Here is an 11,897-nt window from a genome sequence, read left to right as displayed (position 1 = left end):
TACATATGAAAGATGTACAGAATTCAATTGGCAATTTTTTATTTAAAATTGATAATGTCGGAATAGACAGCTTTACTCACCCAATATCAATAAAAACTCATGATGGAATATGTTTCAATACCATAGCTGATTTTTCATTATCCGTTAGTTTGGAAAAAGATATTAGAGGAATTAATATGAGCAGACTTCCAATATTTGTGTCGGAACTGAATAAAGATGGCTGGTATTTGGATGATCTAAAAGGTAATTTAAAGAAATTGAGGAGCAAACTCGAATCAAAAGATGCCAAAATTTCTGTTGATTTTGATTACTTTATTACAAAAACGGCACCTTTATCAAAATATGAAAGTTATATGAATTACAAATGTAAATTTGAAACTTCTATTATTGAAAATATGAACGATGCAAGATCGGAGTATGATGCAGTATTAACTGTAGAGGTTCCAATTACAACCTTGTGTCCCTGCTCCAAGGAAATAAGTGAATATTCCGCACACAATCAAAGAGGCTATGTCTCTGTATCAGTAAGATATAACAGCACCGTATGGATTGAAGAAATAATTGATATTGTTGAATCCGTAGCCAGTTGTGAGATTTATCCTATTCTAAAAAGAGTTGACGAAAAGTATGTCACAGAAAAAGCATATGATAATCCAAGATTTGTTGAGGATATTGTCAGATTAACAGCTGAAAGACTATTCAAGGATAATCGAATAATTTGGTTCAATGTTAAAAGCAGACATATGGAATCAATTCACAGGCACAATGCTTTTGCGGAAATTACATATTCAAAAAATCCTGAAGAAACAATTTAAAGATAGTACTTTTGATTTGAAGGGGGAAACATAAAATGGCGATTGAAATAACCTGGGAGAAGTATGAGCTATTAGCGCAAAAAATAGCTTCTAGCATTGTGGAAAAAGATTTTGACCAAATTGTCGGAATTTCTCGTTCAGGTCTCATATTAGGAGTCCATCTTGCACACCTTTTGGAGATTAGAAAGTTCGGCTGCATAGAAGTGCTAAGAACTTATACAGATGAAGAGAATGCAGACAAGCAAATACCACAAATAACTTACTGGGCAAATATCGATAATACAAAAGGGAAAAAGATTCTATTAGTAGATGATATTGTTGGAGAGGGTAAAACTCTTCGCATTGTCAAAAGTAAATTAGAAGAATTTGGGGCACAAATTACTACGTGTGTCCTTGTTGTAAATTTAAATAATTTCAAAGATAATGACCTTGAATCTCTGGTTAACTATTATGGAGAAGCGGTTAGGGGATGGGTGAATTTCCCGTGGTGTAAGTAAAAGCATTTTATGCCGGGAACATAATACATTCTCATGCCAACGAGCCTTCTAAGGCACAAATGTAAAAGAATGAATGCTAAGTAATAGAGTCGGAGGAAAAGCGATGGAATATGTATTAGAAAATAATAGTTTATTGCAGGAGTATCTAAAAAACAACAAGCAGTTTTTTAATCATAGCTTACCGGTAAAAACTGACCTTGAAATCGTAAAAACAATGCATTTATATGAGCAGGAAAGAAAATTTCGCCCAACAGTATTATTCGATAATGTAGTTGATTATAATGGAAAGCCGGTATTGATGAATCCTTTTAAAAAGGAAGTAATGTACAAAGCCATAAGTGATTGCGATAGTGATTATTTATCTGTTTTATATGATCGGTACGAAAATGGGACATCTAAAATAAATTTCGTAAAGAAAGAAAACTTGAACAGTTTAGATAGTTTGCTGGATATGCCTGTTTTAAAGCATCAAATCCAAGATAGCGGTTTTTATATTACGGCAGGTGTGACAGCAACGAAATGCCCTCAAACAAATACGACTAATTTGGGAATTTATCGCATACAGGTAATTGATAAAAGAAAGGCTCTGATTTTTATGGCTGAGACATCCGATGGGTATAAAAATTACGAAAAATACATCAATGATAATAAAAGTATGCCTGTATCTATTTATATTGGTGCAAACATGGCTTACTATTTTTGCGGGGCATCCAAATTGCCGTATTCCTTGGATAATTACCAAATAGCAAGCAAACTTCTGGGGCGTCCGGTTAATATGTATGACTTTGAAATACCGGTACCAGCCGAGGCACAATATATTATTACGGGAAAAGTTAAAAATGAAAAGGAATGGGAGGCGCCTTTTGCGGAGTTTAAGGGATACTATTGTGATAGAAGATTAGCTCCGGTCCTTGAGGTTGACGAAATTCTATGTTGCAACAATCCATTTTATATAAGTATTGTTGCAGGTAAGGAAAGTGGACTTACACTTTCTGCAATGCAGGGTGAGTGTCTAATGTATTTTTACTTGAAAAATAGTAACTTTAAAGTATCTTCCGTAAAGTACAGACTTGAGGAAGCTGGGGAGTTTGTGGCAATTATAGAAACAGAAGAGCCATGTGAAGAATTAATAGATAAAGCTTTTGAATTTGATAATAGATTAAAGTTTGTAATATGCGGTTCAAAAGTCGTGGACCCATGGAGAGAGTTAAGTATTTTCCCATTTAGAACAGTTCAAAAAGATTATTATTATAAAGGAAGTGTGTCTGGCCGCAAAATGGGATTTATCTTTGAACCCAGGCAACAATTTATCCCTGTTGAAATATTTTAATTAAAGCAGGTTCAATCGTTAATTTGTGTATCACATAGTGGAAGGAATTTTTATGAGGATTTTTTTGGGGATTACCGGAGCATCCGGCTCTATTTTAGGAGTAGAATTATTTAATGCTCTGAATGCAAGAGGAATTGAACTATATGTAACTGCTACCAGGCAAGGACTAAAAGTATGTGAATATGAGACGGATATTAATCTGAAAGAGTATGTTGAAAATCACAATAAAAAATATTTTGATATTGATGATTTATTTGCTCCCATGTGTAGTGGTTCATTTAATGTAGATGCTTCGATTATATGTCCATGTAGTATGGGAACTCTTGCAAGGATTTCCTCTGGAATATCTCAGAATTTAATAGAAAGAGCTTCGGATGTTGCTATTAAAGAAAGAAAAAAATTAATTTTGGTACCCCGTGAAACTCCACTCAGTAATATACATCTAAAGAATATGCTTACTCTTTCCGAATGTGGAGCAATAATAGTTCCCCCTTCAATTTCATTCTATAGTAAACCTAAATCTATCACGGATATTGTCAATTTTTTTGTTGGAAGGATATTGAACCAATTAGGCATAGATAACAACTTATCAAAGAGGTGGGGAGAGGATATAAAATATGAAGTGTCCAACTGATACTATACTGTTTGATATTGATGGTACACTTTTAGACCCTAAGTATGGTATTACAAAATGTGCCCAGTATTCCTTGAGATATTTTGGTATTAATGAAGAGAATCTTGATAGTCTTGAAAAGTTTATTGGCCCACCTATAGATGAGGCTTATAGAGACTTTTACAATTTTAATGAAGAACAGGTCAATACTGCAATAGAGAAATTCCGTGAAAGGTATGAAACTACAGGCATGTTCGAAAACGAAGTCTACCCTGATATCCCACAGTTACTTTCAAAACTGAAAGCAAAAGGGAAAAAACTTATGGTAGTAACTACAAAATACTACGGATATGCTATTGAAATACTAAAATATTATGGACTTCACGACTATTTTGATTTTGTTGCCGGAAGTAAATTCGATAATACCCGTTCTCAAAAAGCGGATATAATTGAGTATGCTTTAAATACTTTAAATTTAACTGCATCATCACAAATGGTAATGGTTGGCGACAGAAAATATGATATTATAGGAGCAAGAAAAGCAGGGTTAAAATCTATAGGTGTACTTTACGGTTATGGGTCACGGGAAGAGATACAGCAAGCTAATCCACATTATATTGTTAAAAGTGTACAGGAATTACAGGATATTTTACTGTGATTTACACGTTTGTTTTAGTTTCTTGCATTTAAAATAATAATTGTTAGTTTTCGGGGGTATTAAAATTTGGGGGAATACATATGAAATTATCAAGCTTATGCTATATCAGAAAAGATAATCAAACATTGATGCTTCACCGAATAAAAAAACAGCAGGACATGCATGCAGGCAAATGGGTAGGGCTTGGCGGCAAGATGGAAAAAGGTGAATCACCGGAAGAGACTGCAATTCGAGAGGTTAAAGAGGAGAGCAATTTACAGATACACAGCTTGAGACTGGTTGGAATCTTAACTGAGCCTGATTTCAAGGATAATGAAGATTGGTATGTGTTTGTCTTTGTTTCGGATGACTTTTCAGGAGATTTGCACGAGTGTAGCGAAGGTGAACCGAAATGGATAAATAATTCAGAATTGGATAGCTTAGACTTATGGGAAGGAGACAGATTATTTTTAAAATGGATAGACGAAGGCGAGTTTTTTACTGCAAAATTTATATACAAAGATGGTGTTTTATTAAAGAGTAGTGTGTTATTTCATTGATAGTAAATAAGGGTTTATAAAGAAACATAAAAAAAGGGAGCCGGATCTTGTATTGATATGCTCCCTAAGGTTTCATTTAAATAGAAATTTATCTGCAGTTTAATAAGATTATAAGGTTTTATCAAGCCATTTTATTCCCTGCCAAAGAGCTTCATTAAGTGGTTCTCTATTATCGGTGGTAATGTCAAGCATATGATCAGCATCTAGCTTAATGATTTCATCTTTAACATTTTTCATATCATGATGATTTTTTATATACAATTCACCTGCTTGTGGCTGAGGAGTGACTATAGCATCATTAAGTCCTACGACAACTTGCAAAGGTCCTCTGTATGACGTGATTTGAGCAATAGGATCTATATCGAACAATTCCTTGAAAAATTCTGACCTTAGTGTTGTCTCAGCACCCCAGGGTAATTTAGCAGTTATTAATTTATTTTGGCTTTGCAAGCCCTCTTGAATCGCATTAGAGCCTAATAAATTAGAATATGTATATGGCGGGTTTGCGACAGGTGACCAAAGAATTAAGGATTTTATCATAGGATTAGTTGATGCTACACACGCAGCAATCAAGCCACCCTGACTTAACCCCAGCAACGCTATTCCTTTACTATCAATTTCAGGGATGCATTTCAAGTATTTCAAAACGGCATCAACATCTGAAATTTGACGGGTAAAGGTCGTATTTTCCCATTTTTCACTGCTATCACCACAACCAAGAAAATCGATTCTAAGAGTGGCGTAACCTTGTTCTGTAAATATTCTTGCACTTTTACCAAACATAGTTTCATTACTGTTTGTAATTGGAAGTTCATTGCGTTGACCGGCAAAGCCATGCAACATAAGAAGAACCTTACAAGGCTTTGTTGCATTTGGGGGAATGGTCAGTGTACCTACGATTGTTTCATTTCCTTTTGGAATTTTTATAATTCTTTCCGATACTTCATCTTTGGGAACTAATAAATCTTTCTTTTCAAAGGCTTCGGCTTTACTTAAATCAAATACAAAAGTACTGAGAATCAGTAGCAGTGACAGTATGATAATTAATACTTTCTTTCCCATTTCTATTATCCTTCCTTTCCTTGTTAAGAGTTAAAAGTATTTAATTGGTAGTATTGACAATCATACAGTAATACGAGGAATTTAACAATATTTCCCACTATATAGTTTGTATTATTTAACTTAATATTTTTGAGCCCTTTTTTTGATAGGTTTATAGATACAACATGGAGTAACCGGGTAAAGGGTATAAAATATTAGGTTATACACTTTGTCACAAGCTCTTTTGTATTCAGCAGAAGAGCTTTTTGTATACATAAAACGGATTTACGAAGTAGATTCTTGCCTGAATTAGGTTGCTTTTGAGAGTTTTTTGAGAGAATTCATTGGTAAAATATCATAGTAAATACAGTAACAAAAGGAGTATAAAAAGATTTATGAACAAATTAGATAATGAAATATCTAAAGGCCTGCTTAAAGGTTTTCTGGGTATGGCACTTGCTGTGGCAATAGTATTAACGGGAGGCTGGTCTTTTGGAGCAAAAGCCTCGGATAGGCCGAAGTTAGATGCCGTTCAGATATACAAACAATACTCAAATTCCATTTTTTATATGAGAGTAATACGTGAGGACGGTACACTGAAAACTGTGGGCAGTGGATTTTTGATTGGAGGCGGAAAAGCGCTTACAGCCTTCCATGTTGTAGATGGGGGTAAATCCTATGAGGCGGTTTTCGATGATGGAGTGATAATAAAGGATATAAAAACAGCAAAGACTGACAAAGATAATGATCTGGCGCTTGTTACAATAAATGCCGGAAAGCGTGAAGGCCTGGAGGTTTCATCCACTGGAGCCGAACATGGACAAAAGGTTTTTGCACTAGGCTATCCCATGAAAGGAACCAAAATAATTACTGAGGGGATAACAAACACTCCTAAAGCAGAAATAAATGGACAAAGTCGGATTCTCACATCAGCTCAGGTGGCCAGCGGCATGTCTGGAGGCCCGCTGCTTGACAGGTATGGCAGTGTAGTAGGTCTTATATCGGGTTCACTTAGAAATATGAGTAATATACATATATGCGTATCGGCAGACAGCATTAAGAGCTTTATAAAAGAAGACTAAATGCGAATACGAGTAAATGAAAGCTATTATAAGGAGGCAAATTTGAATGAGAAAGAAGTTTTTGGCAGTATTGCTTATACTAAGCATACTTTTTCAGGCATTTCCCTGGTGGCCAACAAGGATGGTGGCAAATGCAGCTGCAGGCTTTTCCAGTATATATATACAAGGCGGAGGAAAAGTAGTAAATCGTGAAGATATGAGTTATTTGCAGTATGGTTTTCAAAAAGGTTTGTGCAATAATTTTCGTTTTTTTGCTGGAAATAGTACACCGGGTGTTCAATGGTCTACGGATGACGGAGATGCTCCAAATGCAGATGGAGTTTATAAAGTGGACGGACATTTTTATGGAAGGATAAGTGTTAAAGATAATCCGGTACTAAAGAGGCTGGCAGAGGGCGGACAGGCATATTTTATGGTAAGAGCTGCCACACTCAATAGCACCACTGATCATGGTGCTTATATTTGGGCATATACACAAAAAACCCCGTGGTATTATGCCGGAGATGATAAAAGGCCCGGGTATAAGACAACAACATCATACTGGAGTGCACAGTCACTTTCTTCTGATAAAACCGATCTTTATAACGCTTTTTCTTCATGGATGTACTTTGATGTTAATGACACAATAGTCTTAGAGACAGAAACAAATGGAGCAGGTACTCAAGTAGAAGGAATAGAGCTGTACTTTGCAGATGTAACAGCCCCTGCTTATAACGGCAATACCCTGACAACCAATGGTACCGTAAGGTATAATACCGAGCTTAGTAAAGATGAATTATTTCTAAAACAGGGGAACTATATTAATCTTTGACTAAATTTCAGTGAGCCTGTTTTTCCATCCAGCGCTGCTACAGCGTCAGATATGGTTGGTGGAAGCTTTAAGTTTATGAGAACAGAGCTTTTTGACAATCCGGGAGGAGATGGTTTCAATCCATCAAAGTATTATCTTGAAAGCTCTGATCCCGACTATAGCTCCTTTACCGCAGGCGGTATTAATATTAACAGTAACTCAAAAAGCACCTTTAATATGAAATATGCTCCTGCTACAAACGACAGCACCGGTAATAAACCCTTAGATCCTCAGAGGATTTCAGCAACATCGGGTGACAATCCAAGTCTTGTACAGAGAATAAATGATGCTGGTTTTATTGACGGTGCAGGAAATCCACTTCAGGATATATCGGGAATAGGAACAAATCCATTTGGAAACAACGATAATCCAGATGGAACGTACAGAACTATTATTGATGCAAGGCCTCCTGTATACTCACCTGTAAAAAATGGCGTACAGCCGGATATTCTTACTGGGCTTGTCCTTAATAAAGGAGATACCATTGATTTTAGTGTAAATTTATATGAAAAGGTAATAAGTGCATTAAATCCTACAAGTGGCATAAGGCTGGCTTTTAATAATGGTATGGTAGCTACTTATTTAAGCGGAAGCAATACTGAAACCTGGAAATTCAAAGCCGATATACCGGGTGATATTGGTTCTGAAACACCAAGGCTGGAAGTTACTGCACTAGAGCATGACAGCAAGACAGGGGATGGAAATGTGATATGGGACTATGCCCAGAATTATCTTACTGAGGCGGTTAAATCCATAAGCTGGGCAGATATTTCAATAGACAATACTCCTCCTAAGATTAATTACATATATAAAAATGAATATAATTCTATTGTAGAAGACAGTAGATTTGTTAAAAGCGGTAATATTACAATAAATGCTGAAGACCCTTTGATTAAAGGCTCTGCAAGCAAAGGAATATATAGGCCGGGCAGTACTCCCGGTGCAACCGGACTTGTGTACTATATGTGGAGTAAAAGTGCTGCAAATCCATTTGAGGGTAAAAACGATAACTTTGCAGCTGTTAAGAGGTACTCGTTGACATCAAAGCAGCCTTCGGAGGGTTTATATAACTCAGGCTATGGGGACATTCAATTAGGTGTTACCAATAATTTGAACACCATGGAGCTTCCGGCTGAGGCCAATGGTAAAAGTGAAAATTGGTATTTACATACATGGACTTCTGATATGACATGGGATTCAGCGATACAGCTGATGCAGTACGAAAAGGGTAGTACACAAAGAGAGGCATATATTGCAAGCAATCCGGATGCAACCCCAAAGCAGATAGAGGACAACTTCAGAGAAAATATACTGCCTACGCTTGGGGACTATGACAATCTGCAACAATGGCCTCTGACAGATTTCATGAAGGATGACTCAAATTGGGTTTACAAATGTGCCACACTTAAGCTGGACAATGATAAGCCTGTTGTCTCTGTAGGAAATATTGTTGATAACAATACTGACAATGTTTGGGCTACCATAACAGCCAGCGATAAAACATCCTTTATCAAGGACGAAAAGGTATGGTACCAATATGTTAAAAAAGGAGCAACACCTGATGAATCAGGATGGATAGAAATTTCTTTAGATGCCCAGGGGAAAGCACGGATAAATACCCTTGGAAATCAGGCAATTGATAGAGGCGGTAAATATGAAATCTATGTAAAGGCTGAGGATGATGCCGGAAATATGGACGTATCACAGCCTGTGGAAATAAATGTGTTGGTAATCAATACAGCATTTAAAAGCTATGGGAACGGATATGCCATAAACAAAGGCATTGATTTCACTATATGCGGTGTTCCAATAGATACAATTGAATACCAGTTCACCAGTTCTTCTGAAAAACCTGTGACTCCATGGACAGCTTTCAGCACAGGTAAGCCGGCAGAGCTAAAAGGGGAGACTGGATATAAATATGATATATCTGGCGACACCTCAAAAAACGGTACGGTTTACTTGCATATAAAAGTTAAGCAGGAAAATATGGAGAGATATTACTACTATTATAAGGAGTATAAGTTCGATCACCTGCCACCGGTTGTATCGTTTGGTTCACAGGGTTTTCTATATCCACTGCCACTTCAGGAAACGAGAATTGCAGTTGAAGATTCCTTGGTGGACGCAAACGGTGTGGCTGATGAAAACATTAAATACCAGTGGGTAAAGGTAATAGGTGGAGAAGAGGAAGTTGAACCTGAGAAAACTTCTGAAAACTGGAAGCAGGTACCTGCGGACAGGTCAGTGCAGCTTGAAGTACAAAACAAGAAGGAAGATGGACTCTATCGACTCTACATTTACACAGAAGACAGCCTTGGTAATAATAAAATATACAAAACCTCAAGTCTTTTCAGTGTATACTTCTTGAGTCATGAGCCGCCAATAGGCAGTGCCGGACTTATCTATACATCTGGTAATAATGCGGATGGCTATACTGCAATCCTGAAGCTGGAGGTTGATGTACCGTCACAGGTTGGTTATTTCTATTCTGTATCCTCCAACGGGGGAGAAAACTGGAGCACCTGGCGACCATATACAAATTATGTGGGTGTACCGGTGGACACAAATGATACAGAAGAACTGGCTGAAAATATAAAAGTAAAGTTCAGAGGTTATTTTCTTGATAATGTAAGTGAAATATATTCGCCTGAAATCAATATACAGGATGCACCGGCATATGCACTGGCTTCCCTTGGAAAAATTGAACCTGTCAGAGGTGGGGAGAAACTTGGGAATGGTGGCTTAAATACAGGAATAGAAATAGATTTTTCACATAATATCGGAAAAAGTATTACTCCAACACAAGCAAATCCTGAGATGCCTGAAATTCTTGAGGAAAACCAAAAATTCAGGATATACCAGAATGGCTGCTACTCATTTAAGGTTGTTGATAACGGTAAAACAGAGGTAGTTTATATTGTAGTATCCAATTTTGATAACACACCTCCTACTGCATCGGTAAAATATAACGTTATAAGAAAGACAAATGGCAATGTTGTAGCAAGCCTGACAGCCAGTGAGCCAATCAGAGTACTAAACTGTAGCTCTAACAAGAAAATTTTTGAAAGCAACGGAGAGTTTACATTTGAATTTGAAGATGCGGTTGGACTTACAGGTACAGCAGTAGCAGTAGTAAATAACATTGACAAAACCCCTCCGGAGGCTGAAGTAGTCCTGCACTATAATCACAGTGACATGAAGGCTTTGATTAAGTACAAAGACGAAAATAATCAAGAACAAAATGTAGTGGTAGACAATGCCGGGTACGGGTATGATTCTGCCGGTAAATATACATTGTTTGCAGTTCCAACAAAGGAAAATGTTATTTTGTCCAATATGGTTATTGCTGAGGTAAAGGCTAAAGACGGAGCAGATAATGATTTCAAAGTAATACGAAACAACGAAGGAAACAACAACTCTACTATAATAATGCAGAGCAATGGAGAAGCAAAATTTACCCTGATGGATGCTGCGGGAAATACTTCAACTATTACATCAAGTGAAATAAACAATGTATGCAGCGATTCTCCTAAGGTTAAAAACATAACTCTGAAGAGAGTAGATGATAAAGGAAATGTACTTGATAACGACAAGATTGTTATTATCAACGGAAAGGAATATTCAAAGGGGAAAGTAAGAGTAAGCGTTGATGCAGAATCCTATTCGGTAATTGAAGATAATTCTGTTTCTGTTGGACGCAAGCCGGCCAATGGTTTTAGTAAGGAATACACACAAAACGGACAGCAAACACTGATACTAACGGATAGGCTAGGCAACCAAAACAAGCAGAAAATAGCAATACAAGGGCTTGACAACATAGCCCCTGACATAAAACTAAACACTACAATTGCTACCATAATAAAAAATAAGGCTAACTTTGACTTCAAAACGGATTTAGGCGGTTATGAAATATCAGATAACCTTTCCGATATAGAGAATTTGAAGGTAGAAATTGTGGAAGATGTGCTGGAGAATGGGGTGTTTGTTGAAAAGAGATTTGATATCTCAAAGCCCGGCAAGCACAAAGTAAAATACATTGTAACAGATGAGGTAGGAAATACCTCTTTTGCAACTCAGTCAGTATATGTAACAAATTCAGATGGTATGTACATTATGGCAAATGGAGTACCAATATCACCTGATGAGTCAGCCACAGCTATACTGGACACAACAACTGTCACATTTGTAGTGAGAAATTACAATCTTGTGAATACGGGCAGTGCAAAGGAAAAAATAGAGAATGAAAAAGGAACTTTTGATATTTACTACTATCCGGGACTTTACAGAGAAGGGCAGATGAAATATATAGCTAAAAGGTTGACCTATAAACAGCTTATGGAGGGTAATTTTACTGTTGAGCTACCAAAGGCTGGATGGTACACCATTATAGTAAGAAACAACGAAAGAGAAACAGTATATTCTGCATTATTGGTAAGTAAGGTTAAATAGCACTGTTTCGTATGACTTAG

10 protein-coding genes are annotated in these 11,897 nt (G+C 36.7%); 9 read left to right on the top strand and 1 reads right to left on the bottom strand.

The window, feature by feature from the left end:
* Positions 1 to 5: 5 nt before the first annotated feature.
* The 6 genes from folE2 (at position 6) to CLO1100_RS16145 (ending at position 4,452) form a co-directional block, all read left to right on the top strand.
* On the top strand, positions 6 to 815 hold the full coding sequence (gene folE2 / locus CLO1100_RS16170; protein WP_014314847.1) for a GTP cyclohydrolase FolE2: 810 nt from the start codon (positions 6 to 8) through the stop codon (positions 813 to 815).
* Positions 816 to 850: 35 nt separating this feature from the next.
* Positions 851 to 1,312 (top strand): phosphoribosyltransferase family protein, encoded by a 462-nt coding sequence (locus CLO1100_RS16165; RefSeq protein WP_014314846.1) that lies wholly within the window; start codon positions 851 to 853, stop codon positions 1,310 to 1,312.
* A gap of 103 nt (positions 1,313 to 1,415) precedes the next feature.
* Positions 1,416 to 2,642: a UbiD family decarboxylase gene (locus tag CLO1100_RS16160; RefSeq protein ID WP_014314845.1), complete on the top strand. Its 1,227-nt coding sequence runs from the start codon at positions 1,416 to 1,418 to the stop codon at positions 2,640 to 2,642.
* A gap of 52 nt (positions 2,643 to 2,694) precedes the next feature.
* The gene (locus CLO1100_RS16155; protein ID WP_014314844.1) at positions 2,695 to 3,276 is read left to right on the top strand and encodes a flavin prenyltransferase UbiX; all 582 of its coding nucleotides are present in this window, start codon (positions 2,695 to 2,697) and stop codon (positions 3,274 to 3,276) included.
* On the top strand, positions 3,260 to 3,913 hold the full coding sequence (locus CLO1100_RS16150) for an HAD-IA family hydrolase (RefSeq protein WP_014314843.1): 654 nt from the start codon (positions 3,260 to 3,262) through the stop codon (positions 3,911 to 3,913). The genes CLO1100_RS16155 and CLO1100_RS16150 overlap by 17 nt, the downstream gene beginning before the upstream one ends.
* An 80-nt stretch (positions 3,914 to 3,993) precedes the next feature.
* On the top strand, positions 3,994 to 4,452 hold the full coding sequence (locus CLO1100_RS16145) for an 8-oxo-dGTP diphosphatase (RefSeq protein WP_014314842.1): 459 nt from the start codon (positions 3,994 to 3,996) through the stop codon (positions 4,450 to 4,452).
* A 108-nt stretch (positions 4,453 to 4,560) separates the two neighbouring features.
* Here CLO1100_RS16145 and CLO1100_RS16140 read toward each other — a convergent pair whose 3' ends face one another.
* Positions 4,561 to 5,514, bottom strand: coding sequence for an alpha/beta fold hydrolase (locus tag CLO1100_RS16140; RefSeq protein WP_014314841.1), 954 nt, complete (start codon positions 5,512 to 5,514; stop codon positions 4,561 to 4,563).
* 374 nt (positions 5,515 to 5,888) lie between these two features.
* On the opposite strand from CLO1100_RS16140, the gene CLO1100_RS16135 reads away from it, so the two are divergent.
* The 3 genes from CLO1100_RS16135 to CLO1100_RS16125 all read left to right on the top strand — a co-directional run bounded on the left by CLO1100_RS16135 (position 5,889) and on the right by CLO1100_RS16125 (position 11,877).
* Positions 5,889 to 6,575 carry a serine protease gene (locus CLO1100_RS16135; protein WP_014314840.1) on the top strand — a complete coding sequence of 229 codons (687 nt, stop codon included), beginning with the start codon at positions 5,889 to 5,891 and terminating at the stop codon, positions 6,573 to 6,575.
* Positions 6,576 to 6,621: 46 nt separating this feature from the next.
* A complete protein-coding gene (locus tag CLO1100_RS16130) occupies positions 6,622 to 7,386 on the top strand; it encodes a hypothetical protein (RefSeq protein ID WP_014314839.1) in 765 nt (254 codons plus the stop codon).
* 75 nt (positions 7,387 to 7,461) lie between these two features.
* Positions 7,462 to 11,877 (top strand): hypothetical protein, encoded by a 4,416-nt coding sequence (locus CLO1100_RS16125; RefSeq protein WP_014314838.1) that lies wholly within the window; start codon positions 7,462 to 7,464, stop codon positions 11,875 to 11,877.
* The last annotated feature ends 20 nt before the right edge of the window (positions 11,878 to 11,897 follow it).

Origin of the sequence: Clostridium sp. BNL1100, from assembly GCF_000244875.1 — a bacterium.
In the GTDB taxonomy this organism is placed as follows: Bacteria; Bacillota; Clostridia; order Acetivibrionales; family DSM-1351; genus Ruminiclostridium.
Note: the sequence above shows the minus strand (reverse complement) of the source record. Positions and strands in the feature narration are given on the sequence as shown.

What these genes read in the sequence shown, in the direction of transcription:
- folE2 (WP_014314847.1), top strand. Translation starts at nt 6, where the DNA reads ATGAAAGATGTACAGAATTCAATTGGCAATTTTTTATTTAAAATTGAT.
- CLO1100_RS16165 (WP_014314846.1), top strand. Translation starts at nt 851, where the DNA reads ATGGCGATTGAAATAACCTGGGAGAAGTATGAGCTATTAGCGCAAAAA.
- CLO1100_RS16160 (WP_014314845.1), top strand. Translation starts at nt 1,416, where the DNA reads ATGGAATATGTATTAGAAAATAATAGTTTATTGCAGGAGTATCTAAAA.
- CLO1100_RS16155 (WP_014314844.1), top strand. Translation starts at nt 2,695, where the DNA reads ATGAGGATTTTTTTGGGGATTACCGGAGCATCCGGCTCTATTTTAGGA.
- CLO1100_RS16150 (WP_014314843.1), top strand. Translation starts at nt 3,260, where the DNA reads ATGAAGTGTCCAACTGATACTATACTGTTTGATATTGATGGTACACTT.
- CLO1100_RS16145 (WP_014314842.1), top strand. Translation starts at nt 3,994, where the DNA reads ATGAAATTATCAAGCTTATGCTATATCAGAAAAGATAATCAAACATTG.
- CLO1100_RS16140 (WP_014314841.1), bottom strand. Translation starts at nt 5,514, where the DNA reads ATGGGAAAGAAAGTATTAATTATCATACTGTCACTGCTACTGATTCTC.
- CLO1100_RS16135 (WP_014314840.1), top strand. Translation starts at nt 5,889, where the DNA reads ATGAACAAATTAGATAATGAAATATCTAAAGGCCTGCTTAAAGGTTTT.
- CLO1100_RS16130 (WP_014314839.1), top strand. Translation starts at nt 6,622, where the DNA reads ATGAGAAAGAAGTTTTTGGCAGTATTGCTTATACTAAGCATACTTTTT.
- CLO1100_RS16125 (WP_014314838.1), top strand. Translation starts at nt 7,462, where the DNA reads ATGAGAACAGAGCTTTTTGACAATCCGGGAGGAGATGGTTTCAATCCA.